The sequence below is a fragment of the Pantoea sp. EA-12 genome, assembly GCF_030053355.1.
Taxonomy (GTDB): domain Bacteria; phylum Pseudomonadota; class Gammaproteobacteria; order Enterobacterales; family Enterobacteriaceae; genus Pantoea; species Pantoea vagans_C.
In genome coordinates this window covers 332,252-358,691 of the sequence record NZ_JASGBY010000002.1, presented here as the reverse complement: position 1 = coordinate 358,691, position 26,440 = coordinate 332,252, and the positions used below count along the sequence as shown (strand labels likewise).

At 53.4% G+C, this 26,440-nt stretch carries 24 protein-coding genes, 4 tRNA genes and 1 other RNA gene; 9 read left to right on the top strand and 20 right to left on the bottom strand.

The window, feature by feature from the left end:
- Nucleotides 1-170: 170 nt before the first annotated feature.
- Complete coding sequence (locus tag QMZ30_RS04370) at nucleotides 171-851, top strand: response regulator transcription factor (RefSeq protein WP_039329688.1); 681 nt, start codon at nucleotides 171-173, stop codon at nucleotides 849-851.
- Complete coding sequence (locus QMZ30_RS04365; RefSeq protein ID WP_283226519.1) at nucleotides 848-2,209, top strand: ATP-binding protein; 1,362 nt, start codon at nucleotides 848-850, stop codon at nucleotides 2,207-2,209. Before QMZ30_RS04370 ends, QMZ30_RS04365 begins: the two co-directional genes overlap by 4 nt.
- Nucleotides 2,210-2,500: 291 nt before the next feature.
- Here the strand turns inward: QMZ30_RS04365 and crr are convergent, their stop codons facing one another.
- The 5 genes from crr to cysZ all read right to left on the bottom strand — a co-directional run bounded on the left by crr (nucleotide 2,501) and on the right by cysZ (nucleotide 7,448).
- On the bottom strand, nucleotides 2,501-3,004 hold the full coding sequence (crr, locus tag QMZ30_RS04360; RefSeq protein ID WP_034825872.1) for a PTS glucose transporter subunit IIA: 504 nt from the start codon (nucleotides 3,002-3,004) through the stop codon (nucleotides 2,501-2,503).
- 42 nt (nucleotides 3,005-3,046) lie between these two features.
- Nucleotides 3,047-4,774, bottom strand: a complete 1,728-nt coding sequence (gene ptsI, locus QMZ30_RS04355) for a phosphoenolpyruvate-protein phosphotransferase PtsI (RefSeq protein WP_283226518.1) — start codon at nucleotides 4,772-4,774, stop codon at nucleotides 3,047-3,049.
- 159 nt (nucleotides 4,775-4,933) lie between these two features.
- Nucleotides 4,934-5,191, bottom strand: a complete 258-nt coding sequence (gene ptsH, locus QMZ30_RS04350) for a phosphocarrier protein Hpr (RefSeq protein ID WP_007889063.1) — start codon at nucleotides 5,189-5,191, stop codon at nucleotides 4,934-4,936.
- Nucleotides 5,192-5,577: 386 nt separating this feature from the next.
- The gene (gene cysK, locus QMZ30_RS04345) at nucleotides 5,578-6,549 is read right to left on the bottom strand and encodes a cysteine synthase A (RefSeq protein ID WP_058972994.1); all 972 of its coding nucleotides are present in this window, start codon (nucleotides 6,547-6,549) and stop codon (nucleotides 5,578-5,580) included.
- Nucleotides 6,550-6,689: 140 nt separating this feature from the next.
- Nucleotides 6,690-7,448 (bottom strand): sulfate transporter CysZ, encoded by a 759-nt coding sequence (gene cysZ / locus QMZ30_RS04340; RefSeq protein WP_058972993.1) that lies wholly within the window; start codon nucleotides 7,446-7,448, stop codon nucleotides 6,690-6,692.
- Nucleotides 7,449-7,666: 218 nt separating this feature from the next.
- Between cysZ and zipA the strand changes: the two genes are divergently transcribed.
- From zipA to QMZ30_RS04325, 3 genes are all read left to right on the top strand, one after another.
- The gene (gene zipA, locus QMZ30_RS04335; protein WP_283226517.1) at nucleotides 7,667-8,653 is read left to right on the top strand and encodes a cell division protein ZipA; all 987 of its coding nucleotides are present in this window, start codon (nucleotides 7,667-7,669) and stop codon (nucleotides 8,651-8,653) included.
- 69 nt (nucleotides 8,654-8,722) lie between these two features.
- Nucleotides 8,723-10,738, top strand: a complete 2,016-nt coding sequence (gene ligA, locus QMZ30_RS04330; RefSeq protein ID WP_058972991.1) for an NAD-dependent DNA ligase LigA — start codon at nucleotides 8,723-8,725, stop codon at nucleotides 10,736-10,738.
- A gap of 1 nt (nucleotide 10,739) precedes the next feature.
- A complete protein-coding gene (locus QMZ30_RS04325) occupies nucleotides 10,740-10,958 on the top strand; it encodes a DUF3820 family protein (protein ID WP_283226516.1) in 219 nt (72 codons plus the stop codon).
- Between the two features lie 30 nt (nucleotides 10,959-10,988).
- Here QMZ30_RS04325 and QMZ30_RS04320 read toward each other — a convergent pair whose 3' ends face one another.
- The gene (locus QMZ30_RS04320) at nucleotides 10,989-11,990 is read right to left on the bottom strand and encodes a bile acid:sodium symporter family protein (RefSeq protein ID WP_283226515.1); all 1,002 of its coding nucleotides are present in this window, start codon (nucleotides 11,988-11,990) and stop codon (nucleotides 10,989-10,991) included.
- Between the two features lie 100 nt (nucleotides 11,991-12,090).
- Here QMZ30_RS04320 and QMZ30_RS04315 point away from each other — a divergent pair, with 100 nt between their 5' ends.
- Nucleotides 12,091-13,011, top strand: a complete 921-nt coding sequence (locus tag QMZ30_RS04315; protein WP_058972988.1) for a LysR family transcriptional regulator — start codon at nucleotides 12,091-12,093, stop codon at nucleotides 13,009-13,011.
- Here QMZ30_RS04315 and QMZ30_RS04310 read toward each other — a convergent pair.
- The 5 genes from QMZ30_RS04310 to QMZ30_RS04290 all read right to left on the bottom strand — a co-directional run bounded on the left by QMZ30_RS04310 (nucleotide 13,008) and on the right by QMZ30_RS04290 (nucleotide 13,947).
- Nucleotides 13,008-13,358, bottom strand: a complete 351-nt coding sequence (locus QMZ30_RS04310) for a FlxA-like family protein (protein WP_039329661.1) — start codon at nucleotides 13,356-13,358, stop codon at nucleotides 13,008-13,010. The two genes, QMZ30_RS04315 and QMZ30_RS04310, sit on opposite strands and share 4 nt — an antisense overlap.
- A gap of 148 nt (nucleotides 13,359-13,506) precedes the next feature.
- Nucleotides 13,507-13,643: non-coding RNA, RtT sRNA (locus QMZ30_RS04305), on the bottom strand.
- A gap of 31 nt (nucleotides 13,644-13,674) precedes the next feature.
- Nucleotides 13,675-13,750: transfer RNA gene (locus tag QMZ30_RS04300), tRNA-Lys, on the bottom strand.
- Nucleotides 13,751-13,754: 4 nt separating this feature from the next.
- A tRNA-Val gene (locus QMZ30_RS04295) sits at nucleotides 13,755-13,830 on the bottom strand.
- A gap of 41 nt (nucleotides 13,831-13,871) precedes the next feature.
- Nucleotides 13,872-13,947 (bottom strand) — tRNA-Val (locus QMZ30_RS04290).
- A 273-nt stretch (nucleotides 13,948-14,220) separates the two neighbouring features.
- Here QMZ30_RS04290 and gltX point away from each other — a divergent pair.
- Nucleotides 14,221-15,642 carry a glutamate--tRNA ligase gene (gltX, locus tag QMZ30_RS04285; protein ID WP_283226514.1) on the top strand — a complete coding sequence of 474 codons (1,422 nt, stop codon included), beginning with the start codon at nucleotides 14,221-14,223 and terminating at the stop codon, nucleotides 15,640-15,642.
- 85 nt (nucleotides 15,643-15,727) lie between these two features.
- On the opposite strand, the gene QMZ30_RS04280 is transcribed toward gltX, so the two are convergent.
- Both QMZ30_RS04280 and QMZ30_RS04275 read right to left on the bottom strand, forming a co-directional pair.
- Nucleotides 15,728-16,081: a YfeC-like transcriptional regulator gene (locus QMZ30_RS04280; protein ID WP_039329658.1), complete on the bottom strand. Its 354-nt coding sequence runs from the start codon at nucleotides 16,079-16,081 to the stop codon at nucleotides 15,728-15,730.
- A 111-nt stretch (nucleotides 16,082-16,192) separates the two neighbouring features.
- Nucleotides 16,193-16,981, bottom strand: coding sequence for a formate/nitrite transporter family protein (locus QMZ30_RS04275; protein ID WP_039329656.1), 789 nt, complete (start codon nucleotides 16,979-16,981; stop codon nucleotides 16,193-16,195).
- A gap of 341 nt (nucleotides 16,982-17,322) precedes the next feature.
- Here QMZ30_RS04275 and QMZ30_RS04270 point away from each other — a divergent pair.
- Nucleotides 17,323-17,398 (top strand) — tRNA-Ala (locus QMZ30_RS04270).
- A gap of 175 nt (nucleotides 17,399-17,573) precedes the next feature.
- Here QMZ30_RS04270 and QMZ30_RS04265 read toward each other — a convergent pair.
- The 5 genes from QMZ30_RS04265 to QMZ30_RS04245 form a co-directional block, all read right to left on the bottom strand.
- Entirely contained in the window at nucleotides 17,574-19,172 is a 1,599-nt protein-coding gene (locus QMZ30_RS04265) for a rhodanese homology domain-containing protein (RefSeq protein WP_283226513.1), read from the bottom strand.
- The gene (locus tag QMZ30_RS04260) at nucleotides 19,165-19,755 is read right to left on the bottom strand and encodes a cysteine dioxygenase family protein (RefSeq protein WP_283226512.1); all 591 of its coding nucleotides are present in this window, start codon (nucleotides 19,753-19,755) and stop codon (nucleotides 19,165-19,167) included. Before QMZ30_RS04260 ends, QMZ30_RS04265 begins: the two co-directional genes overlap by 8 nt.
- Nucleotides 19,752-20,735, bottom strand: coding sequence for an ABC transporter substrate-binding protein (locus QMZ30_RS04255; protein ID WP_283226511.1), 984 nt, complete (start codon nucleotides 20,733-20,735; stop codon nucleotides 19,752-19,754). The genes QMZ30_RS04260 and QMZ30_RS04255 overlap by 4 nt, the downstream gene beginning before the upstream one ends.
- Nucleotides 20,735-21,823 (bottom strand): LLM class flavin-dependent oxidoreductase, encoded by a 1,089-nt coding sequence (locus QMZ30_RS04250; RefSeq protein ID WP_283226510.1) that lies wholly within the window; start codon nucleotides 21,821-21,823, stop codon nucleotides 20,735-20,737. Before QMZ30_RS04250 ends, QMZ30_RS04255 begins: the two co-directional genes overlap by 1 nt.
- Nucleotides 21,824-22,016: 193 nt before the next feature.
- Nucleotides 22,017-23,207: a NupC/NupG family nucleoside CNT transporter gene (locus tag QMZ30_RS04245; RefSeq protein WP_039327393.1), complete on the bottom strand. Its 1,191-nt coding sequence runs from the start codon at nucleotides 23,205-23,207 to the stop codon at nucleotides 22,017-22,019.
- A gap of 369 nt (nucleotides 23,208-23,576) precedes the next feature.
- Between QMZ30_RS04245 and QMZ30_RS04240 the strand changes: the two genes are divergently transcribed.
- Entirely contained in the window at nucleotides 23,577-24,818 is a 1,242-nt protein-coding gene (locus tag QMZ30_RS04240; RefSeq protein ID WP_283226509.1) for an Nramp family divalent metal transporter, read from the top strand.
- Nucleotides 24,819-24,864: 46 nt separating this feature from the next.
- Here the strand turns inward: QMZ30_RS04240 and QMZ30_RS04235 are convergent, their stop codons facing one another.
- Both QMZ30_RS04235 and mgrA read right to left on the bottom strand, forming a co-directional pair.
- The gene (locus QMZ30_RS04235; protein ID WP_039327388.1) at nucleotides 24,865-25,203 is read right to left on the bottom strand and encodes a DUF2502 domain-containing protein; all 339 of its coding nucleotides are present in this window, start codon (nucleotides 25,201-25,203) and stop codon (nucleotides 24,865-24,867) included.
- Between the two features lie 159 nt (nucleotides 25,204-25,362).
- Nucleotides 25,363-26,355 (bottom strand): L-glyceraldehyde 3-phosphate reductase, encoded by a 993-nt coding sequence (gene mgrA / locus QMZ30_RS04230; protein ID WP_283226508.1) that lies wholly within the window; start codon nucleotides 26,353-26,355, stop codon nucleotides 25,363-25,365.
- Nucleotides 26,356-26,440 lie beyond the last annotated feature (85 nt).

Here is a 26,440-nt window from a genome sequence, read left to right as displayed (position 1 = left end):
TCTCAAAATTTTATCTGGCCTGAGCGTACTGTTGTGGTGCGACCGGGCCGTTTTTGTCTATAGTCTCCCTAATTATCGTCTGATGTTGGCACTGTAAGGATCGAGTAAAATCGGCTGCGCTCGTTGCCAACTCAGGCCAAAATAGCGGCAATTTTGTACGAGAGATAAAGATGAAAATTCTGCTTGTTGATGACGATGTAGAACTTGGCACCATGCTGAGCCAGTACCTGATTGCGGAAGGCTTTGAAACGCAATTGGTTTTAACCGGAACCGCCGGTATTGAAGGCGCGTTGTCGGGCAATTACACTGCGATGATCCTCGATATTATGCTGCCCGATATGAGCGGTATCGATGTGCTGCGTCAGGTGCGTCAAAACAGCCGTCTGCCGGTGATTATGTTGACGGCCAAAGGCGACAATATTGATCGCGTCATCGGCCTGGAAATGGGCGCGGATGACTATGTGCCCAAGCCATGCTATCCGCGTGAGTTAGTGGCGCGCTTGCGTGCGGTGCTGCGTCGTTTTGAAGACCAGGCCCCAATTCCAGATAAAAAAGAAGTGCTGCGCTGGGGCGAGCTGTGCCTGAATCCCGCTACGCGTATTACTGAATGGCAGGGTAAAGCGTTTGACCTCACTGCATCAGAATTCAATCTGTTGGATCTGCTGCTGCGTGCGCCAGATCGTGTGGTGTCGAAAGATGAGCTGTCTGAGAAGGGGCTGGGCCGTCCGCGCGAAGCTTACGATCGTAGCGTTGATGTGCACATCAGCAACATTCGTCAGAAGCTGGCTGCGTTGACCGCTGACAGCGTCAATATTGAGACTGTGCGCAGTATTGGTTATCGCATTCGATGAAACACAGCTATCGTGGCCGTATGTTCTGGAAGATCCTGCTGGGCTTCTGGATCGTTTTTGTCATTATCAGTCAGCTGCTATGGCTCGGTTTTACGATTTCCGGTAATCGCCATGAACCGCCGGAAATCGTGGCGATTCGCCGTATCGTCAATTTGCAGATGGCGTCTGCGGTGTCGGTATTAGAGCGTGGCGGGCCCAGTTCGCTGGATGATATGATGGCCGATTGGGAGCCGAATGACCGTCAGTTCTTTTCCGTCATTCAACATGATAAGCCAGCAACCACGCCGGGCAATGCGCCACCTGAGACTTTTAGCGCGCCTTTCCATGGTCCTTTCCCGGATGTGATTGTGCGCTGGGTGAAAGGTCAAGACGGCAAAGAGTATGAGCTACGCTACGACGTCAAAGGGCTGCGAGAAGACAGCACCATGGGGGGCGGTGGCCCGCGTCGCATCTTGAATATTCCGGAACCGATGTTTACCTTTGCAGGGGCATTGGGCTTGTTATTCAGTCTGTTGCTGGCCTGGAACCTGACACGTCCGATGCGTCAGCTGCGCGAAGGTTTTGCGCGTGTCTCAAGCGGTGATTTGTCGGTACGCCTCTATCCAGTGATGCGTAAGCGTCACGATGAGCTTTCCACGGTCGCACAAGAGTTCGATGCCATGGTGGAACGCCTCGACACGCTGGTCAAAGCGCGTGAAGAGCTGCTGCATGATATCTCCCATGAGTTACGCTCGCCGCTGGCGCGTTTGCAACTGGCAACAGGATTAGCCCGCCAAACTCCTGAATCCGTTGAATCATCCCTTAATCGTATTGATGAAGAGGCACGTCGCCTCGATAAGATGATCGGTGAGCTGCTGACCCTGTCACGCGCTGAACATGAAAGTATGCCTGGCGAGCAATACTTTGACCTCACCGGACTGCTGCATGCTGTGGTAACGGACGTGCGCTATGAAGCGCAGATTCCGGGCGTGAAAGTCGATTTTCAGGTGGATGAGAACGCGGACTACACCGTACACGGTAACGCCGAGCTGATTCGCCGTGGTGTGGAAAACGTGCTGCGCAATGCGCTGCGCTTTTCACACAAAGGGCAACATATCAATGTGCGATTGCAGGCGGAAAATCAATGGCTGGCGATTCGCGTGCGTGACCAAGGGCCGGGTGTGGACGACGAGAAGCTTTCCAGCATCTTTGATCCCTTTGTCCGGGTGAACTCCCCAGTGATGGGCAAAGGATACGGCCTGGGGCTGTCTATCGTGCGTAAGGTGATTCTGGCACACCATGGTGAAGTGCAGGCGGTGAATCGCCCTGAAGGTGGTTTAGAGCTGACATTGCGACTTCCGCGCTGGAAGCAGGACTGAGATTTAAGTTCTCAAGCTGCACGCGCTTTGTAGAGATGGCAAGACTGAGGTTCAAGCTCTGAAACAGCACGCACTCTGTAGAGTAGGGCAGGACAACCGGGCAGAAGAGCAAAGCGTCCCTCGCCAGGGATGGCGAGGGTAGAGGCCCAGGGATGGTTTATGCCGTCTTTGCGATCTGCCCGGTTGTCCTGACCGACAGCACCAAACCCGCTTTTATGCTCCAATTCAGATTCAGCCTCAGAAACAAAAACGGCACCCAAAGGGTGCCGTTTTTTATGATGCAAGCGCTGCTTACTTCTTAATGCGGATAACCGGGGTTTCACCCACAGTCACCTGACCGGAGAGTTTGATCAGGTCTTTGATCTCGTCCATGTTCGAAATCACAACCGGCGTCAGCGTGGATTTTGCCTTCTCTTCCAGCAGTGGCAGATCAAACTCGATCACCACATCGCCTTTTTTCACTTTCTGGCCTTCTTCAGCGATGCGTTTGAAACCTTCACCTTTCAGTTCAACCGTATCGATACCGAAGTGGACAAACAGCTCAATGCCATTGTCAGATTCGATGGAAAAAGCGTGGTTGGTTTCGAAAATCTTACCGATGGTACCGTCAACCGGTGCAACCATTTTGTTGCCCGTCGGTTTAATGGCGATACCGTCACCCACGATTTTCTCAGCAAAAACCACATCAGGAACGTCTTCGATATTCACGATTTCGCCTGACAGAGGCGCAACGATATCAATAGTCCCTGACGCGCTCTCTGATTTTTCGCCAAAAAGTTTAGAAAACAAACCCATGATCTTCTCCTAAGCAGTAATTTGGGGCCAGCATCTCGTGGATCAGCAGAGCGTTTTTTCTTTAATGAACTTGTTCACCAGGTTCATCAAATCTTCCGCTGTGGGTTGAGCCAGAGCCTGCTCCGCCAATGCCTTCGCATCTTCGAAATTGGTATTACGAATAATCTTCTTGATGCTCGGGATTGAAATGGCACTCATGCTGAATTCGTCCAGCCCCATTCCCAGTAACAGTAGTGTAGCACGTTCATCACCCGCCAGCTCACCACACATGCCGGTCCATTTCCCTTCGGCATGTGACGCGTCGATCACTTGCTTAATGAGGCCGAGTACGGATGGCGTCATTGGGTTATAGAGGTGTGAAATCAAATCATTACCACGATCGACCGCCAGAGTATACTGCGTCAGGTCATTTGTCCCAATACTAAAGAAGTCGACTTCTTTCGCCAGATGGCGAGCAATCACCGCTGAAGCCGGTGTTTCCACCATAATGCCCACTTCAATGGTCTCATCAAAGGACTTGCCTTCTTCACGCAGCTGCGCTTTCAGCATTTCCAGCTCGGCCTTCAGTGCACGCACTTCTTCCACCGAAATAATCATCGGGAACATGATGCGCAGTTTGCCGAAGGAAGAGGCACGCAGAATAGCGCGCAGCTGAGCGTGCAGGATCTCTTTACGGTCCATCGCGATACGAATCGCGCGCCAGCCAAGGAACGGGTTGTCCTCTTTTGGCAGGTTCATGTACGGCAGATCTTTATCACCGCCGATATCCATAGTACGCACGATCACGGCCTGAGAACCCATGGCTTCAGCAACGGCTTTGTAAGCCTGGAACTGCTCTTCTTCGGTTGGCAGTGAGTCACGGTCCATAAACAGGAACTCGGTACGATACAGGCCCACGCCTTCCGCGCCGTTGCGCTCTGCACCGGCAACATCACGAACGGTACCGATGTTGGCGCACACTTCAACCTGATGGCCATCCAGTGTGATAGCAGGCAGGTCTTTCAGCTTAGCCAGTTCATGTTTTTCTGACAGATACTGGGTTTGAATCGCTTTCAGCTCTTCTTGTTCAGCATCAGTAGGATTCACGTAAATTTTATTGTTTACGCCATCCAGAATCAGGAAATCACCGTTTTTAATTTGCGTGGTGACATTACCGGTGCCGACAATCGCTGGGATCTCCAGAGAACGCGCCATGATGGACGTGTGCGAGGTACGACCACCGATATCGGTAATAAAGCCCAGCACCTTTTTCAGGTTCAGCTGCGCGGTTTCTGACGGCGTTAAATCTTTCGCCACCAGAATAGATTCTTCTGCGATTGCACCCAGATCAACAATGTGCAGACCGAGGATGTTTTGCAGCAGACGTTTACCGATGTCACGTACGTCAGCCGCACGTTCCTTCAGGTATTCGTCGTCGAGTTCTTCCAGTGCTTTGGCCTGGCCATCAATGACAGAGTACGCTGCAGCGTCAGCCGTGGCGTGATCTTTCTTGATCAGGTCGATGATTTCTTGCTCAAGCTCTTCGTCTTCGAGCAGCATGATATGACCTTCAAAGATCGCCGCTTTCTCTTCGCCGAGGGTTTCACCAGCTTTGACACGGATGGCTTCAAGCTGAACTGCCGCTTTGCCACGTCCATCAAGGAAGCGTTGAACTTCTTGCTCAACATGGTCGTCAGTAATTTTTTTACGACTGATGACGATCTCATCTTCCTTCAGCAGAAGTGCTTTGCCGAAAGCGATACCCGGTGATGCTAAAATGCCTGAAATCATAACCCTACCTTTTAATCACGATGGCTCATTGACCCAATGCGTTGCCACTGTCACGGACCAGTACTCTAAGGAAGCAAGAACGCGGACAGGTTGTCCGCGATCAAGATATTTGCACTCAATGGGGCAAAGGAGTCGGTTTAGTTGCTTACCTGAGCGGAATTACTCCAGCTCAGCCATCAGTTTCACCAGGTGCTCAACCGCTTGCTGCTCATCTTCACCTTCAGCAGACAGCGTTACAACCGTACCCTGAGTCAGACCCAGAGTCTGCAGTTTGAACAGGCTTTTCGCGCTGGCAGATTTGCCATTAGAGGTCACAGTGATTTCTGACTGGAAAGCCTTAGCTTCTTTAACGAACTGAGCTGCAGGACGGGTATGAAGGCCGTTAGGTGCGGTAATGGTAACTTCTTGCTGGAACATTCTATTTCCCCAACTTTATCAGGTTTGGTGTTATGGATCTAAAGTCTAGCCTGGAGCCGCTACTTTAGCCTGTGTAGGTGCGCTGGTGTGGCATTAAGCTGACCAAAAAATGCGCTTCATAATGTGCGTCTTTCGGAGACAGATCAAAAACTGCGCGAATTCAGCACTCCGTTAAGTATGCCGTGAATCGCCGTTTAGCCAAATCAGTAAATCGATTCAGCTTGATCCACTTCAAAGCCAGATTAATTTCAGGCACCGAAATAATTGGGAGCTTAAATACCAGAGCCGCGACATTGAAATCAATCTGCCTGGTGGTAAAAGTGAGATCTACACCACAAAAAAGCACCCGATTGGGTGCTTTTTCCATCAATTTAAGACTTTGGCGGTTACTGCTGCAGCTCTTTTTCAGTGAACAGATCGGCGAACAATGCAGTGCTAAGGTAACGCTCTCCAGAAGAGGGCAGGATGACCACAATGTTCTTATTAGCGAAGGCTTCGTCTTCCTGCAATTTTAACGCGGCAGCCACGGCAGCACCTGATGAGATACCGGCCAGAATACCTTCTTCTTCCATTAACTGACGCGCAGTGCTGATCGCCTCTTCGTTAGTAATCGCCACCACACGGTCAACCAGTTTCAGGTCGAGGTTGCCCGGAATGAAACCGGCACCGATGCCCTGAATCTTGTGAGGGCCGGGTTTTATCTCTTCACCAGCCAGCGCTTGCGCGATAACCGGCGAGTCTGTTGGCTCAACCGCCACCGTAATCAGCTCTTTCTTGCCTTTGGTATTTTTAATGTAGCGGCTTACGCCAGTCAGCGTGCCGCCGGTGCCCACACCCGCGATAAACACATCGACTTCGCCGTCTGTGTCTTCCCAGATTTCTGGGCCAGTGGTTTTCTCGTGGATTTCCGGGTTTGCCGGGTTGCTGAACTGCTGCAACAGCACAAATTTGTCTGGGTCGCTGGCGACGATCTCTTCCGCTTTGGCGATGGCCCCTTTCATGCCTTTCGCGCCTTCCGTCAGCACCAGATTGGCGCCCAGCGCTTTAAGCAGCTTACGGCGTTCAACCGACATGGTCTCTGGCATGGTCAGGGTTAATTTATAACCGCGTGCCGCCGCAACGTAGGCCAGTGCAATACCGGTGTTACCGCTGGTGGGTTCAACCAGCTCAACCCCCGGTTTAAGAATGCCGCGTTTTTCCGCGTCCCAAATCATATTGGCACCGATACGGCATTTGACGCTGAAGCTCGGGTTACGCGACTCGACCTTCGCCAGAATGCGGCCGTTACCGATGCGGTTCAGTCGAACCAGCGGCGTATGACCAATTGTCAGAGAGTTGTCTTCATAGATCTTACTCATAGCTCGTCCTTAACTGTATGAAATATTGGGAACCCTCAGAGCATACCTTTTCTTCCCGTACGCGGAAGGAAAGAAATCGTATATCTATATAGCCCACAACCATAAGCCTTACGCAAAAATGCATAAGGCTTTTTGAAGCTTTAATGACGTGCGTGTTGCATACGATAACGGTCAACCCACATCGCTGTGGCGCCACATACCGCCACCGGCATGATGGCCAGATTCAGAATTGGAATCATGGTAAACAGGCTGACCATCGCACCGAACTGCATATTGGCGGTCTTATGCTGACGCAATGCACTGCGCATCTGGTGGAAACTCACTTTGTGGTTATCAAACGGATAATCGCAATACTGTATCGACAACATCCAGGCACTGAACAAAAACCATAAGACCGGGGTGACGGTTTGTCCAAATCCAGGGACAAAATAGAGCAGCAGCAAGCCGAGTGCGCGCGGTAGATAGTAGCCCAGCTTTTGTAATTCGCGCTTCATGATGCGCGGGATATCTTTGAACATCGCCATCCAGCCACTGTCTGGCAGCGGTTTGCCGGTCAGGCGTCCTTCCAGCTGCTCTGCCAGCAGCCCGCAAAAGGGAGCGGCAATCCAGTTGGCGAGGGTGGAGAAGAAGTAACTAAACACCAGCACAATCGAGATAACCGACAGCGGCCACAGTAAATAACTCAGCCATTGCAACCAGTCTGGTACGTGGGACAACACGGCAGGGATCCATTGGCCCAGACGTTGAAACAGCCAGATAAAGGCGCCGCCCAGCAGCACGATGTTAACCAGCAGCGGGATAATAACGTAACGGCGAATGCCAGGCAGGCGAACCAACTTCCAGCCTTCGGCAAAGTAATGAATACCATTAAATGATGAGGGTAAGTTCTCTGCGGGCATAGCGAGCCATTCTCCTTGTGTGTGGCGGCGCGCACATCATAACCTGGCTTTTTGTCGGCGGTAGGGGCACATTGCGCGAAAAAACAGCAAAAAAGCGTGGGGCAGCTATCTTATTTGTCAGAAAATACTGCACAGACTTGCACTTGTGTAGCTGGGCAAATACAGTTAGAGGATAAAGTTTGCCGTGGTGGCAAGGTATTGGAACAACAGAGAATACAATGATGCAGGATTTGCGTCTGATATTAATCGTTGTTGGCGCGATCGCCATAATAGCGCTGCTACTTCACGGACTGTGGACCAGCCGTAAAGAGCGCTCTTCCGTTTTTCGTGATCGCCCGCACAAACGTCTGAAACAACGCGATGAAGCCGATGAAGATCTGCTGAGCGACGAAGATGATGGCGTCGGCGAAGTTCGTGTGAGCCGTCATCGTGACGCCCATGAAGAGCCTGAATTTGACGCGCCTGTGACTAAACCTGTCAGCGCGCCGCGTGCGCCTGAGCCTGCGCGTCAGCCGTTCCCACGTCATGAAGCGCCATTGATGGGCGATCCACTGCTGGATGATGAGCCAGCAGTGCGTCAACCTGCACCGCAAGCGCCAGTACCGCCTGTGGCGAAACCCGCGCCTGCGCCACAACCTCAGCCAGTGCAGGCCGATCCTTTGCTGGATAATGAGCCACTGTCTGCAACGCAGCCTGCGCCTGAATTCCAGGCCGCGGAAGAACCTGAATTTGAAGAAGAAGCACCGGTGGTGCAGGAACAGCCGGCGCAGCCTGCTGCCTCTTCACAGAGAAAAAATGAAGCGGTACTCGTACTGCACGTGGCCGCACACACCGGTGGTGAACTGAACGGCGAAGCGCTGTTGCAGGGTATTCTGCAAGCGGGCTTCCAGTTTGGTGAAATGAACATTTTCCATCGCCATCTCAGTCCAGCAGGCAGCGGACCTGTGCTGTTTAGCCTGGCGAATATGGTCAAGCCGGGCTCGTTTAACCCGGACACCATGGGCGATTTCACTACGCCGGGCATCTCGATCTTTATGATGGTGCCGTCGTACGGTGATGCCAACCAGAACTTCAAGCTGATGCTGCAGTCAGCACAGCGTATCGCTGATGATGTGGGCGGTGTGGTGCTGGATGATGAGCGTCGTATGATGACGCCACAGAAGCTGGAAACCTACAAAGCACGCATTCGTGAAGTGATTGGCTAACCGTCTTTCATCGTGAAAAATATTAACTGAACCCCCGCATGTCGGGGGTTTTTTATCGGGTAAAAGATTATGAAATCGGTTCAGGAGCAGATCACCGCGCTGCGCACCTCGTTACGTCACCATGAGTACCTCTATCACGTGATGGATGCGCCGGAAATTCCGGATGCAGAATATGATCGATTAATGCAGCAGCTGCGCGAACTGGAAGCGGCGAACCCCGATCTCATCACGCCCGATTCCCCCTCTCAGCGCGTAGGCGCGGCACCGTTGGCTGCTTTCGAACAAGTTCGCCACGAAGTACCCATGCTGTCACTCGACAACACCTTTGATGAAGCCGGATTCCTTGCCTTCAATAAACGCGTCCAGGATCGCCTGAAAAGCAGCGATGATTTGACCTACTGCTGCGAACTCAAGCTGGATGGACTGGCGGTCAGCCTACTTTATGAGGATGGCCTGCTGGTACGTGCAGCCACACGCGGTGATGGTACCACCGGTGAGAACATCACCGTCAATGTGCGTACTATTCATGCTATCCCGCTGCGTTTGCACGGCGACAACATTCCTGCGCGCGTTGAAGTGCGTGGGGAAGTGTTTATGACGGAAGTGGGCTTTGAAAAGCTCAATGAAGAAGCCCGTCGTACGGGAGCGAAAGTGTTCGCCAACCCGCGCAATGCCGCTGCGGGCTCATTGCGCCAGCTCGATCCACGCATCACGGCTAAACGCCCGTTGACCTTCTTCTGCTACGGTTTTGGCCTGCTGGAAGGCGGTGAAATGCCTGCCAGCCATTGGCAGCGCCTGCAACAGTTTAAAGCCTGGGGGTTACCGGTCAGTGACCGTATTCGTCTGGCTCATACCGCTGAAGAGGTGCTGGCATTCTATCGCCAGGTGGAGCAAGACCGTCCATCACTCGGTTTTGATATTGATGGTGTAGTGATCAAAGTGGATTCCCAGGCCCTGCAGGAGCAGCTCGGTTTTGTCGCGCGTGCGCCACGCTGGGCCGTGGCCTTTAAATTCCCCGCGCAGGAGCAGATGACCTTCGTGCGCGACGTTGAATTCCAGGTTGGCCGTACCGGTGCCATCACCCCGGTGGCACGGCTGGAGCCGGTGCAGGTGGCTGGCGTGGTGGTGAGTAACGCCACACTGCACAACGCTGATGAAATCGCGCGTCTGGGCTTGCGTATCGGCGACAAAGTCGTGATTCGCCGCGCGGGCGATGTGATTCCGCAGGTGGTGAATGTGGTGGAATCTGAACGCCCTGAAGACACGCGTGAAATCGTCTTCCCCAGCCATTGCCCGGTCTGTGGATCAGATGTCGAGCGCGTCGAAGGGGAAGCCGTGACGCGTTGTACCGGTGGCCTGATTTGCGGTGCGCAGCGTAAAGAAGCGCTCAAGCACTTTGTCTCCCGCCGTGCGATGGACGTTGACGGCATGGGCGACAAAATCATCGATCAGCTCGTGGAAAAAGAGTACGTCCAGACGCCTGCCGATCTGTTCCGACTTACCGCTGGCAAGCTCACCGGGCTGGATCGTATGGGACCAAAGTCGGCGCAAAATATCGTGGATGCGCTGGAAAAGGCTAAGCTCACCACGTTGCCTCGATTCCTCTATGCACTCGGCATCCGTGAGGTTGGGGAAGCCACCGCCGCTAATCTGGCCAATCATTTTGGTGAGCTGGATAAAGTGATGAATGCCGATCTCGAGGCTCTGATTGCCGTGCAGGATGTGGGTAAGGTGGTTGCTGCACATGTGCGTAATTTCATGGATGAAGAGAGCAATCGCGAGGTGATCCGCGAACTGACTGAGATTGGGGTGCACTGGCCGCAGCCAGAAGTGGTAAATGCGGCAGAGATTGACAGTCCGTTTGCCGGTAAAACCGTGGTACTGACCGGCTCGCTGTCGCAGATGAATCGTGACGATGCTAAGGCACGCCTGGCGGCGCTCGGTGCGAAAGTCAGCGGCAGCGTGTCGAAGAAAACCGATTTACTGATTGCCGGTGAAGCCGCAGGTTCGAAACTGGCGAAAGCACAGGAACTGGGTATTCCGGTGATTGATGAAGCGGAGATGATTCGCCTGCTTGGAGCCTGACGTGGATAAACATCAGTTGGTGGAAATTGCCAACATGGCGATGCCCTTTGGTAAGTACAAAGGTCGTATGTTGATCGATTTACCTGAAGAGTATTTGCTGTGGTTTGCGCGTAAAAACGAGTTTCCTGCGGGCAAGTTAGGTGACCTGATGCAACTGACGCTGGCGATTAAAATTGAAGGATTAGAGGGGTTGGTTAAACCCCTTAAGCGCAGTGAATAACAAAACGGCCCGCATTTGCGGGCCGTTTGCTTAGGATTTTTGCGCTTCCACTTGCTGCTGCGCCAGTCGCTTCTCATTGCCTGCCTTGTAGCGTTGGGCAATAAAGGAACACACCATCAACTGCACCTGATGGAAGATCATCAACGGCAGTACGATAATCCCCACCGAACTGGCTGGGAACAGAATGTTGGCCATCGGCACACCATTGGCCAGACTTTTCTTCGAACCACAGAACAGCACCACGATTTCATCAGCCCGGCTGAAACCAAACAGACGCGAAGCCCCAAGGTTAATTGCCAGCGCGACAAACAGAATCACCACGCTGCCCACCAGAATCCACAGCAGCGTATCCACGCCCACGCGATGCCAGATGCCGTTCACTACCGCTTCACTAAAGGCGGAATAGACCACCAGCAGGATTGAAGTCTGGTCAGTTTTGCCAATCAGGCTGCGATGCTTCTCTATCCAGCCGCCAATCCAGCGACGAGACAAGTGACCAATCACGAAAGGCACTAACAGTTGCAGCATGATTTTGCCAATCTGTTCGAGACCATTACTCGGCGCATCGCTGTGCACATTCATCACCAGATTGACCAGCAGCGGCGAAACAAATACGCCGAGCAAACTGGAAGCCGATGCTGCACATACTGCAGCGGCGACGTTCCCGCCCGCCATGGAGGTGAAGGCAATAGCTGACTGAACGGTCGCAGGCAGGATACACAGATAGATGAAGCCGGTGTAAATCTCTGGACCGACGTTAACCGGATGCCACCATACCAGCAGCAGACCCAGAATCGGGAATACCACAAAGGTGCTGCACATAATCCACAGATGCAGACGCCAGTGGCTACTGCCTGCAATGATTTTTTCGCGAGATAACTTGGCACCGTGCATAAAGAACAGCAGGGCGATGGCGGCGGTGGTCAGATACTCAAAGAAATCAACAAAACCGCCTTTGGCCGGAATAAAGCTTGCCAGCAGCACGGTGATGATGAGTTTGACCATCATTGGGTCGAGTCGTAAAAATCCCATTGTTACAATCCGGTTAATAATAAAAATGATGGTGCTGATTGTGCGCTACTCGGGTTTAGAAATAAAATTGATTTATTGCATTAATCTATGAGCGATATCGATGAATTACACCTTACGTCAGCTACGCACCTTTGTTGCGGTGGCACAGCAAGGGAGCTTTAGTCAGGCAGGACAGGCCATTGGTCTCAGCCAGTCTGCGGTGAGCCACAGTATTAAAGAGCTTGAAGCCGAAATGGGGGTGCGACTGCTCGATCGCACCACGCGAGAGGTGATGTTGACGGAAGCGGGGCACCAACTGGCATCACGCCTTGAGCGGCTGTTGGAAGAGTTAAACACCACGGTGTTGGATGTGCGCAGCTATGGGGAACAGCGCAGCGGCACGGTGCGGGTGGCCGCGAGTCAGACCCCTTCGGCAAACCTGATGCCGCAATGTTTAGCGGGCAGTCAGCAACGTTATCCGGATATTCGTGTGATTTTGCACGATCGCGCGCAGCAGTCGGTGCTGCAGAGCGTACGTAATGCGGAAGTCGATTTTGGTATTGTTATCGGACCGCTGGCGGAAGCCGATTTTGATGCCGAGGATATTTTGCAAGAGCCGTTTTTACTGTTGTGTCACCAGGACGATGTACTGGCGCAGGTGGAGCAAGCCGAGTGGGCGATGTTAGCGGGGCGCAATCTGGTGCTGCAGGATTATGCTTCCGGCAGCCGCTTACTGGTGGATGCGGCTTTGCAGCAGTTATCAATAAAGGTGCAGGTGGTGCAGGAGATTGGTCACCCCGCCACGTTGTTTCCGATGGTGGAGGCGGGAATAGGCATCAGTATTTTGCCAGCGTTAGCGCTGCCACTGCCTTCAGGGCGCAAACTTGCAGTACGTCGACTCTATCCAGAGATCAATCGTCATCTGATGTTGATTAAACGAAAAAATCGGTCTTTGACCCCGGCCGCAGAAGCCATCTGGCAGGAGGTGCGCCAACAGGCAAGCCTGCTGGCGCAACAACGCGCACTCAAACCGGCGTTTTAGACGTAAACGTTGATTTGGTTGGTATCGGTCGGACGATTAATGCCATCAGCTTTCGGTGCGCTGGTGGCACTGGCCGCAGTCGGCTGCTGCGCTTCTTGCTTCTGCTGCGCCTTTTCTGCCTGCTGCTGCTCAATTTGCGCTATCTGCGCTTCTACCATCGCAATCTGTGATTCCAGCATCTGCTGTTCTTCAGATTTCTGTTCATCCGTGAGGGTATCGTCATCTGCCAGATCTTTAACCTGTTGAGTCAGGCTTTGGATCTGTTTGTTCAGGCTGGCGATTTGTGAGGTGGAACCTCCACCACTGCTTGCGCTACTGATGCTGCTTACACTTGAGATAGTCGACATGGTTTACTCCTTGCAATAGACCATTATCGTTATCGGCACAGGTGAGAACAGCCTTGAGCACACAAAGCGTTAAGCCAGTGAAAAGGTTTTGTGAAGAAGGGATGTTTTACGCATAGCAAAAAGGCGCCTTTAGGGCGCCTTTCTACATTGGTGGGTCGTGCAGGATATGTCTCGGCCCGTCCGGGGCCTCGCCCTTCGGGTGATGCTGGCGCATCAGCCTGAATTGCTCCAGGCAATTCAGTCGAACCTGCTGCAGGTTCTCATCCTGCACTTTTTCTGCATAGCAAAAAGGCGCCTTTAGGGCGCCTTTCTACATTGGTGGGTCGTGCAGGATTCGAACCTGCGACCAATTGATTAAAAGTCAACTGCTCTACCAACTGAGCTAACGACCCGAAGTGGTGGGCGATGACGGGCTCGAACCGCCGACCCCCTCCGTGTAAAGGAGATGCTCTACCAACTGAGCTAATCGCCCACTTCGGAACTGCTTAACAAGAGTGTCATCTGACTAAGATATGGTGGGTGATGACGGGCTCGAACCGCCGACCCCCTCCGTGTAAAGGAGATGCTCTACCAACTGAGCTAATCACCCCCGCTGTGTGGAGTCGCATTATAGGGATCCTTCGAAGTGAGTCAACGCTTTTTAAAACATAAATGTTTGTTCGCTCTAAATTTAGGCGTTATGTCGTGGTTTTAGTCAATGTGCTGGTTTTATTAGCAGAAAAACGCAGTTGAATAAGCGATGCCACCGCGAGAGTCATTGAGGAAAGCGTCTCACCTGCTAGAATATGCCCACTGTTTTTTCGCGTTAACCCGTTTTTTTGTCATCCAGATAAAGAAACCTGCGCATCTAAGGCAATGCTGAATGAAAATCAAAACTCGCTTCGCACCCAGCCCCACTGGCTACCTGCATGTGGGCGGTGCACGTACTGCTCTCTATTCCTGGCTTTATGCTCGCCATAACAAGGGCGAATTCGTTCTGCGTATCGAAGATACCGATTTAGAACGTTCTACGCCGGAAGCCATTGAAGCCATCATGGATGGTATGCACTGGCTTAACCTGCAATGGGATGAGGGCCCGTACTATCAGACGAAGCGCTTTGATCGTTACAACGCGGTCATTGATGAAATGGTAGAGGCTGGCTCTGCTTATAAATGCTATTGCTCAAAAGAGCGTTTAGAAGCTCTGCGTGAAGAACAGATGGCGAAAGGTGAGAAGCCACGCTATGACGGTCGTTGCCGTGACAGCCACGAGCATCACGCTGCGGATGAGCCCTGCGTGGTGCGTTTCCGTAACCCGCAGGAAGGTTCGGTGATTTTCGATGACCAAATCCGTGGTCCGATCGAATTCAGTAACCAAGAGCTGGATGATTTGATCATCCGTCGTACTGATGGTTCGCCGACCTATAACTTCTGCGTCGTAGTTGATGACTGGGATATGGGTATCACCCACGTTATTCGTGGTGAAGACCATATTAATAACACCCCGCGCCAGATCAACATCCTGAAAGCGATTGGCGCAGAAGTGCCAACCTATGCGCACGTTTCTATGATTCTGGGTGATGACAGCAAGAAGTTGTCGAAGCGTCATGGCGCGGTAGGGGTGATGCAGTATCGTGATGACGGCTATCTGCCGGAAGCGCTGCTCAACTATCTGGTTCGCCTGGGTTGGTCGCATGGCGATCAGGAAATTTTCAGCGTGGCAGAAATGGCCGAGCTGTTTACCCTGGATGCGGTCAGCAAATCAGCCAGTGCTTTCAACACTGAAAAACTGCAGTGGCTGAACCATCACTACATTAATACGCTGCCGCCAGAATATGTGGCGACGCAGCTGCAGTGGCACATTGAACAGCAAAATATTGATACCCGCACCGGCCCGGAACTGGCGAAGCTGGTGACGCTGCTGGGTGAGCGCTGCAAAACACTGGTCGAGATCGCCGCTTCTTGCCGTTACTTCTATGAAGAGTTCGACGCCTTTGATGCGGATGCTGCCAAGAAACACTTGCGTCCTGTTGCGCGTCAGCCGCTGGAAGTGGTACGTGATAAGCTGGCTGCGCTCAGTGACAGCGAGTGGAATGCGGAAAACGTGCATAACGCGATTCAGGGTGCAGCCGATGCACTGGAGCTGGGAATGGGCAAAGTGGGTATGCCACTGCGTGTGGCGGTGACGGGTGCAGGCCAGTCTCCGGCGCTGGATGTGACGGTTGAAGCCATTGGTCGCAGCCGTAGCGTGGCACGTATTGAAAGAGCGCTGGCATTTATTGCTGAGCGTGAAGCCCAGGCTTAATTGAGTCAGCGGCTGCCATCAAAGGCTGCCGCTACACTTATTGTGGGCATTAAAAAAGCCGGGAGCATAACGCCCCCGGCTTTTTTTATTCTTCTTTAATGCCTAGCCGTTCCAGCACGCCACTTATCCCTTCGCGCAGCAGCAGGGCGGCCAGTTGGTCTTGTTCGCCTGTTGTCATTTGCTGGACAGAATTAATTAATAACGCAGGCAACGTATTTTGTTGAGCACCGTAATTGGCCACCGGTTCGTTCACATGACGCGTGGACTGGATAAAACTTTTCACACGCTCGTCAATGTGGATTAATCGCGCTTTACCGCCCTGAACACCCGGTTTAGGCGTGGTTGTCCAGTTCTCTCGCTTAATCCATTTATTCACGGTCTGCCGACTGTAGCCCGTTTCAAGCGCGAGCTCTTCGGGGGTGAGCCATTCCTTTTTCACGATGCTGTCCCTGTTAAATACATTAGCTGTACATATTACAACAAAACGTAACGGGGAGAAGTCATCCGACAGGAAAATGCCTTTTGTCAGATGACAAAAGGCATAATTCGATTACTGTGCTTCGCTAACGGAAGGCTGTTCTGGACGGAAAGCGAGGAAATAGGTGAGGCCAACAAAAATTGCACCGCCGACGCCGTTGCCCAGGAAAACGGCAATCACGTTTGGCGCAAATTCTGCCCAACTCATTTGGCCGGCAAAAATGGCGGCAGGCACAATAAACATGTTGGCGATCACGTGCTGGAAGCCAATGGCGACGAATGCCATCACCGGGAACCACATGCCAAAGATTTTACCGACCATATCTTTACTGGCAAAAGCTAACCACACAGCCAGACACACCAGCCAGTTGCAGCCAATACCTGAAATGAACGCATGCAAGAAGTCGGCATTCACTTTCGCGTGGGCAATCGCCACGGTTTTTTTCAGGTAATCGCCTTCGGTCATACCCAGCATGTGGCCAAAGAACCACGCCACGGCCACGCTGCCTAAGAAGTTGGCGATAGTGACCCAGAACCAGTTACGCAGCACGCTAAAACCGCTGATGCGGCGAGCGAACCAGGCAATCGGCATCGTCATCATGTTGCCGGTCAGCAGCTCGCCACCGGCTAACACGGTGAGGATAAGACCAACCGGGAACACCGCAGCGCCGAGGAAGCCACCAAACGAACCCCATTCAGCAGGGAGTTGGTTGATAACGTGCAGATCGAGCAGGAAACCCGTGGCAATAAATGCACCGGCCATAAAGCCAAGAATTAACAAGGTAGAAACCGGCAAACGGCTTTTAGCCACGCCAGCTTGAATCGCCAGTTGGGCGATCTCTTTTGGTGTATGCAGCGACATAGTTCACTTTTCTTTTCGTTAACAAGGGGAAGTTGCTGGCCGGCCAAAGAGAGACTTACCCTGGAAGGTTGACCGGTTAATTAGCGCGCTAAGTTTACACGCGCCCGTAACGAACACAAGATTATTCCTAACATCTTTAACCGCGATTTAACCTGGCAGGGTGTGTAGGCCATGCGAAAATCAGCAAAGGAAAGTGCGATTGCGTTGAAAAAAAAGCCATTATGACGCGGGGTTGCCGCCTTTTTCAGCGATTGAACACAGAACAAGAATTTGACGTTGACACTCAGGAGGCGGTTTCATATTATGCCGTCCGTCGAGTTAAATCGGCAGTTTTCGGTGCTGGGGGTATAGCTCAGCTGGGAGAGCGCTTGCATGGCATGCAAGAGGTCAGCGGTTCGATCCCGCTTATCTCCACCAAATCTCTGTTCATTCTGAACACGTTATAAAATTCCAAACGAAAAAATATCAAACACGAATAATCGTGATTTTGGCGTTTTTGCTATGCAATGAATCTCTGTTGCAAGTGCGCATTAATGGCGACCGAAAGCGCTTGAATGAGTGTCAAAAGCCCTTCTGGCCGCCCAACAGCACATTAAGCCAACGGCAATACCCGGAAACCGTGTGTGCCATCGCGGTCTAACTGCGCGACCAGACCATACTCCCAATCCAGATACGCCTGCATCACCTTCGGTTCGATATCTGTGCCTTCATACGGACGACGATAACGGTCGATTGGCGGTGACAATAGTTGTTGCTCGCCTTGTTCGGTCGGCAGGTTGGCCGCCCGCCACGCCGCGTTGCCGCCTTCCAGCACAAACACCGGCTTGCCGGTCAACTCTGCGACCTGCTCGACAGCATAACCGGCTAACAGGCTGCTGCCACAGGTCAGGACATAGCGTCGCGCATCGGGTAATACGGCTTTACCCTGCTGTTGTAGTGTTGAACGGAGTAACCAGCCAGCGCCGGGAATATGACTGTTGAGATGATTGGCACGCGTGGTGAAATCCAGCACTTGCGTTTGCCCCTCGTCCAGCCAGTCCGCGAGCTGCTGAGGAGAAACAAATTCTGGCTGTTCGACGGCTGGCACCTGGGGTTTCCAGTTGCCGGTTGCGCTGAAATCCTCTGGCTGCAACTCTTCTAACACCGAAACCTGCCAGCCAAGCTGCGCCAGCCACGAGGCGGTCATATTGGCGCGTACGCCGTCGTCATCAATCAATACAATGCGCGCGCCGCGCACGCTGGCGTAGTGGTCGGTCTCCTGCACCAGCTGTCCACCTGGCACATGGCGGCTGCCAGGCAGATGGCCCGTGGCGTACTCCTCGGCATCGCGCACATCAAATACGTAAGTAGTACGCGGCTCCTGCTGCCAGCGCTTCAAGGTAGCCAGCGGAATACGCTCAACGCCGGCACGATCGGCAAGATTACGTGCATTATTCGCGGCCTGGCGCTGGGCGGTTTCGCTGGTCTCACCGTAGCGACGCGACTGGGCTTTATCCAGCGCATGTCCCGCCAGCGTCCAACCGATGGTGCCATTGCGTAGCGCGAATACCGGATTGCGTATCCCGGCATTCACCAAAGACTGAGTACCGATGATGCTGCGCGTGCGTCCCGCGCAGTTCACAATCACAGTGGTTTCCGGCGAAGGGGCGAGGTCGCGCACGCGCAACACCAGTTCCCCCCCAGGCACGCTGGTGGCGCCGGGAATGCTCATGGTCTGATATTCATCAAAGCGGCGGGCATCCAGCACCACCACATCGGCATCGCTGTTGATCAGGGCGTGCACCTCATCCGCTGACAGGGAAGGGGTGTGATTGTGATGCTCCACCAGTTCACCGAACGCTTTGCTCGGCGAATTGACATCAATAAACAGCTCGCCGCCCGCGGCTTGCCAGCCATCCAGGTCATCCTTCAGCAGCGCAACATTGCTGTAGCCCAGTGCGGCGATACGTTCGGCTGCCGCCTGCGCCAGACCTTCGCCGTTATCATATAAAGTGATGGATGTGCTGCGCTGCGGGATGCGATCTAACAGTTCGAGTTCCAGTTTGGAGAGCGGAATGTTCACCGCAAACAGCGGGTGTGCGGTGGCGTACAGCGCTTCGTCACGCACATCCACAATCGCCACTTCTTGTTGCTGACGTAGCGCTTCAAGAATCTCTACTGCCGGGCGGAGAGGAAAAGTCGTTTTACTCATGTGAGAGATCCCAAATGTTAGGTAAATAGCGGTTGCTGTAACCGGAGATAAACTGTTTTTCACTGCCGTCTTCGCTATACACCGCGCGTTTTACCGCGCCAATATTGGCGCCATAAACGTGGATGCTGATCGAGACGCGGTCGTCATAGGCGTTGCTCACGCGGTGAATATCACCCACGGTGGGGGAGACGGCTTCAACATCACCTGGATTGAGACGCACGGGAGCACCTTCAGGTTGTAAGCCATGTGGCCCCGGCTGCCAGGATTGTGAAATCTCCGCGCCGCGCAGCATGCCAATCAAGCCCCACACGCGATGGTCGTGAATCGGTGTTTGCTGACCCGGTCCCCACACGAAACTCACGACCGAAAAGCGCTGCTGAGCATCGGCATACAGCAGATATTGTTGATAGTGGTCTGGATGCGGCTGGGTATAGGCTTCATCTAACCAGTCATCATGGCGAATAAGCTCGCCCAGCCAGGCGCTGCCCTGCTGCAAAACCGTGGCTTCATCGGGTTGACTGTCGAGTAAATTCGCCAGATCACTGACAAAGCGGCGTAAACGATGGTGTTGATACTCACTCATGATTTGTCTCCCGGCGCATGTTGCGCAACCTGGTTAGCCTGCGCTGACAGGCTGAAATCAAAGGCTTTGCTGACATCAATCGCTTTTGGCAATACCTGATAGCGATGGAAGAAGTCTGCCGACTGTTGCAGCGTAGGGATCAAACTGGCGTCAAACACCAGCGGGCGGATTCGCGCATCGGCAATCCAGCTGCTGGTAATGTTTGTGGGCATATTGAGTGTTTTGCCCAGCACCGCCGCGAACTCTTGCGGATGCTGCTGCGCCCAAATCTGTGCTTTTGCCAGACGCGCCAGCAAATCGGCGATGGCTTTACGCTTACCGGCATCACTCAAGGCTTCATCGCGCGCTAAGGCATACGAGTAACCGGACATAATCCCTTTGCCGCCGCCGTCAGGGACACGCACGGTGCCATCCACGGCCGTTGAGGTGGCGATGTACGGTTCCCACGGCGCCCAGGCCGATACCGCACCAGACGTCAATGCCGCACGACCATCAACCGGGCCAAGGAAACGCAGCGTGACATCGTCAGGCTTCAACCCGGCACGCTCCAGCAAGCCCAGCAGCAGATAATGGCCCCAGCCGCCGCGATTCACCGCGATTTGCTTGCCTTTCAAATCCTGCAAACTGTGGATCCCGGCATTCGGACGCGTCAGCAGGGCGATGCTGTCAGGATTATTCTGCCAGGCGCCCACGGCTTTAACCGGCGCGCCAGCGGCATAGACAAACAGGAACGGCAGGTCGCCGGTGAAACCGACATCAAGCGCACCAGCATTCAGTGCTTCCTGCACGGGTGCGCCGGAATCGAAAGCAGTGAGTTTGAGATCGTAAGGCAGGTTATTAAGCTCGCCAGAGGCTTTCAGCGCGGCAAAACGATCGCCTTTCACATCGCCTAAGCGCAGGGTGACTTTATCCGCCGCCAACAACGGATTAAGCGCAGATAGCGCCAGTGCAACACAGGTAAACAGCGCAGCCAACCGCATCAGGCGCTCCTTTTAACCGCAGCGGTATGCGCGGCCACTTTTTCACGCGTCAGGGGAATCAGTTCCTGACCATATTCCACCGCATCATTGAGTGGGTCGAAGCCGCGAATTAACACGCTGTGAATACCAAGGCGATAGTAGTCCAGCAACGCATCAGAAACCTGATCTGCGGTGCCGACCAGCGCGGTAGAGTTGTAGCCGCCCTGAACCAGTTTGGCCACGCCGGTCCACAGCACCTTATCCAGTCGATCCCCTTCGTTCGCGGCGGCCAACAGGCGTTGCGCACCCACGCTTTGCGGTTTCGGTTTACCAAAGGCAAAGCCGGTTTCGCGCAGCTGTTTTTCGGCCGTTTCGCGGATATGCTCGGCACGTTCCCAGGCTTCCTTCTCGGTTTTGCCGATAATCGGGCGGAAGGAAATATTGAAGTCGATTTCACGCCCCCGCTGAGCCGCAGCGGCACGCACGCTGCGCACCGTCTCTTCAGCCCCTTTTAACGGCTCGCCCCACAGTGCAAATACGTCGGCGTGGCGCGCCGCAACATCAATCGCTTCCTGCGATGAACCACCAAAATAGACCGGCAGTTTTTTCTGCAGCGGTTTAATCGCCGAAAATGCCTGTTCAGCCTGATAGAACTGGCCTTGATGATCGTAGGGCTGTGAAGATTCCAGACTCTGTTTCAACACGGTCAGAAACTCATCGCTGCGTGCATAGCGTTCGGCTTTATTCAGGAAATCACCATCACGGCGCTGCTCCACATCGCTGCCACCGCTGATGATATGCACCGCCAGGCGGCCATCGGTGAGATGATCCAGTGAGGCCAGCTTACGCGCGGCCAGCGTCGGTGCGACAAAACCAGGGCGATGGGCCAGCAGGAATTTCAATGTCGAGGTGTGGGCCGCGGCATGGGCCGTGACCAGAAAACCGTCGGGTTGATCGGACCAATAGCCGACCAGGATACGATCAAAACCGGCTTCTTCATGGGCGCGGGCAAAGCGAGCGATGTAGTCTTTATCGAACAGCGGGCCGCTGGCCGGGATGATTTCTGAAGCGAGGCGGTGCCCAATCATGCCAAGAAATTGAATGCTCATACGATTCTCCTGATGTGAGGTCATGGAGAAAAGCTACGGGGGCAGGTGGCTGGGAAGGAAATTCAATATTGTGCAAAGGATTTGCAATTAGCGGGGAAGCAGCGGCTGGCGCGGTGATTGCGGGTTGGAAATGGGGTTATAACAGATAGGAATAATTAAGAAGAGAAGGGCGAGCCGAAGCTCGCCCAAACTATCAGAAGGCCAGAACCAGCCCGGCGATAGCGGCAGAGAGCACGCTCACCAGGGTTGAACCGTACAGCAGTTTCAGGCCAAAGCGAGAAACCACATTACCCTGCTCTTCATGCAGACCTTTGATTGCACCCGCCACAATCCCGATAGACGAGAAGTTAGCGAAGGAGACCAGGAACACAGACAGGATGCCTTCAGCATGCGGTGACAGCTGACCGGCAATTTTCTGCAGATCCATCATCGCCACGAATTCGTTTGAAACCAGTTTGGTCGCCATGATACTGCCGACCTGCAGTGCTTCGCTGGACGGCACGCCCATCACCCACGCAAACGGGTAGAACACGTAGCCCAGCACACCCTGGAAGCTGATGCCGAAGATCAGGTCAAACAGGGCGTTCAGACCAGAAATCAGCGCGATAAAACCAATCAGCATCGCGGCAACGATAATCGCCACTTTGAAACCAGCAAGGATGTATTCACCCAGCATTTCAAAGAAGCTCTGACCTTTATGCAGGTCCTGCAACTGCAGGTCTTCTTCGCTGTCGATGCGGTACGGGTTAATCAGCGACAGGACAATAAAGGTGCTGAACATGTTCAGCACCAGCGCAGCAACCACATATTTTGGCTGCAGCATTGTCATGTAGGCACCGACGATTGACATCGATACAGTCGACATAGCGGTCGCTGCCATGGTGTACATGCGGCGCTGTGACATCTTGCCCAAGATATCCTTATAGGCGATGAAGTTTTCTGACTGTCCCAAAATCAGAGAGCTTACGGCGTTAAAGGATTCCAGTTTGCCCATGCCGTTGATTTTAGACAGCACAGTACCGATGCCGCGGATCACCCATGGCAAAATACGGAAATGCTGCAAAATACCGATCAGCGCGGAAATAAACACAATCGGGCACAGAACATTGAGGAAGAAGAAGGCGAGGCCTTTCTCATTCATGTTACCGAACACGAAGTTGGTCCCTTCTGCGGCGTACTTCAGCAGATGGTCAAACAGACCGGCAAACCCTTTCACGAAGCCGAGGCCCGCTTCAGAGTTAAGGAAGAACCACGCCAGCAAAACTTCGATCACCAGAAGCTGTACGATGTAGCGAATACGGATACTCTTACGATCGTGACTGACCAGCAAGGCCAGTACGGCTACCACCACTAATGCCAAAAGAAAGTGCAAAATATGGGACATGTCGGCTCCAAATTTGAGGAGGGTTGTATTTTGTTGCGTATTCTATGTAACGCGTTACTTAAAAACGAGATCTAAACCACATTATAAGTATTCGGTATCGACATATTTCTAAGAATAGTCTCACCGCTCACACCCTCTTCACAAATCCGTTACAAGAAATATCCACAAAAACATTGTCTATAAAATAACCCGAGAGTAGAGTGATTCCTGTTGCAAACATTTTGGCAAGAACTGGCTTTACCGCAAGGTATAGCAATGGCTATACTTCATAGCACCATCTATTACTACGATAACGATAACCATATTTCACTTGCCTTGCTGGCCCCGTAATCTGTGCGGGTCATCAAGCGTTAGGACAGGGTCAACACTATGTCAGAAAGCCGCACCGCTGAGCGCGCCGCTCGCGGAGCCAGAAAAATCAAGCTCGCGCTGCTGGGCCCAGCCTTCATCGCGGCGATCGGTTATATCGATCCCGGTAACTTCGCCACCAACATTCAGGCCGGTGCGGCCTACGGCTATAAGCTGCTGTGGGTGGTGGTCTGGGCCAACGTGATGGCGATGCTGATTCAGTTGATGTCCGCCAAGCTAGGCATCGCCACCGGTAAGAATCTTGCTGAGCATATCCGCGATCGTTTCCCGCGCCCGGCGGTGTGGTTCTATTGGGTGCAGGCAGAGATCATCGCGATGGCGACAGACCTCGCTGAATTTATTGGTGCGGCGCTCGGCTTTAAGCTGCTGCTGGGGATTTCGCTGCTGCAAGGCGCAGTGTTGACCGGTGTCGCCACCTATTTGATTTTGATGTTGCAAAACCGTGGTCAAAAACCGCTGGAATTAGTGATTGGCGGCATGCTGCTGTTTGTCGCTGCGGCTTACATCGTTGAACTGTTTTTCTCGCAGCCGAAAGTGAGTGAGTTAGTGACCGGCATGGCGTTGCCTTCACTGCCGACATCCGATGCGGTGTTCCTGGCGGCAGGTGTGTTAGGTGCCACCATCATGCCACACGTGATTTATCTCCATTCCGCACTGACACAACACGGCAATATCGGCAGCAAAGCCGATCGCTACTCTTCGACCAAACTCGATGTGGCAATTGCCATGACTATCGCGGGTTTTGTCAATCTGGCGATGATGGCAACTGCCGCCGCAGCGTTCCACTTTAGCGGCCACACCAGTATTGTCGATCTCGACCAGGCGTACCTGACGCTGCAACCGCTGCTGGGCAAAGCGGCTGCCATCGTGTTTGGCTTGAGCCTGGTCGCCGCCGGTTTGTCATCGACCGTTGTCGGTACGTTGGCGGGGCAGGTGGTAATGCAGGGCTTTATCCGTTTCCACATTCCGCTGTGGCTGCGTCGTACCATTACCATGCTGCCTTCCTTTATTGTGATTTGGGCCGGATGGGATCCCACCCGCATTCTGGTGATGAGCCAGGTGCTGCTGAGTTTTGGTATTGCGCTGGCGCTGATTCCGCTGCTTGCCTTTACCGGCAACCGTGAGCTGATGGGCGATGAGATGGTGAATTCACGCCTGATGCAAAACGCGGGGCGCTTGATTGTGGTGCTGGTAGTGGCGTTGAACCTTTACTTACTGGTGGGCGAAGCGCTCGGCTGGTAACTCAATTATTAAATGAAAAATCCCGGCTCTAAGGCCGGGATTTTTTTTAACGCCAGTGAGGCGGCGGTGGCGGTGGCGGCCGATGGTCGTGTCGCCAGTGTGCGCGGCGTTCACGCTCGTGCCAGCGATGTTCACGCTCCCACTCTTTGTGGCGTCGCCATTCATCATGTCGCCACCAGCGGCGTTCATTGTATGAGTAGCGGTCATTCCACCAACGCGGTTCACGCCAGCGTCCACCATCCCAGTAATAACCGCGACGGTCACGGTCGCCGAGATGTAACGTCACGCCAGGTGTGCGAATGGTCAGGCTATCGGCATGTGCTGTGCTTATTGCCAACGGGGATAAACTTGCCAGCAACGCGGCAAACAAAATAGCTCGTTTCATTACTTCTCCTTTTCAGTGGCTTATAACTGCCACCGTTGCGCTAGTTTGCCACATCGGACCAACTATGCCTTGAGAATGAGTCTGAAAAGGTTGAGGGTAATCTGAATTGAGAATTATCTGCTGCGGAAAACACCCGGCCTGAACCGGGTGGGTAAGCGCTTACACCAAAATGGCGTGGATAGCGTTGATTTCGTCTTGGGTGAGCACCGGCTGGCTCAACATCTCAACAGCATCATCGATTTGCGCGGTTTTGCTGGCACCGATCAGCACGGAAGTCACACGTTCATCACGCAGCACCCAGCTCAGCGCCATTTGCGCCAGCTTCTGCCCACGCTGTTGCGCGATAGCCTGCAGCTTGCGCACCTTCTCCATTTTCTCTTGTGTCAGTTGGCTCTCATTCAGGAATTTGCTGCCGCTGGCGGCGCGTGAATCCTCTGGAATGCCTTGCAAATAACGGTCAGTCAACACACCGCCCGCCAGCGGAGAGAAGGCGATGCAGCCGACACCATTGTCTCCCAGCACATCCAGCAGACCCTGCTCTTCGGGAGCACGTTCAAACATGGAGTATTTTGGCTGGTGGATCAGACAGGGCGTACCGAGGTCACGCAAAATAGCGATCGCCTCAGCGGCCTTATCGGCAGGATAGTTGGAAATGGCGGCATACAGCGCTTTGCCCTGACGCACCACGTGATCGAGTGTGCGCATGGTCTCTTCCAGCGGTGTCTCTGGATCAGGACGGTGATGATAGAAGATATCGACGTACTCCAGCCCCATACGCTTCAGGCTTTGATCGAGACTGGAAACCAGATACTTGCGTGATCCCCAATCGCCATACGGGCCATCCCACATGGTGTAACCCGCTTTGGTCGAGATCACCAGTTCATCACGCAGTCCGGCAAAATCTTCGCGCAGAATACGGCCAAAATTGGATTCGGCGGAACCCGGAGGCGGACCATAGTTATTGGCGAGATCAAAGTGAGTGATGCCACGATCAAAGGCGTGGCGCAGGAGTTCACGACTGTTATCGACGCGCGTGCTGTCGCCAAAGTTATGCCATAAACCCAGCGAAATCGCGGGCAGCTTCAGGCCGGTACGGCCACTACGGCGATATTGCATCTGTTGATAACGGTCGGGATGGGGAAAAATAGACATGCAGCGTTCCTGTCTCAAAGGGGAGAAAGTGACATCAGCATAGCAGTGTATGCGTTTACACTGAGCCGAAACGGGCCGAGGATCG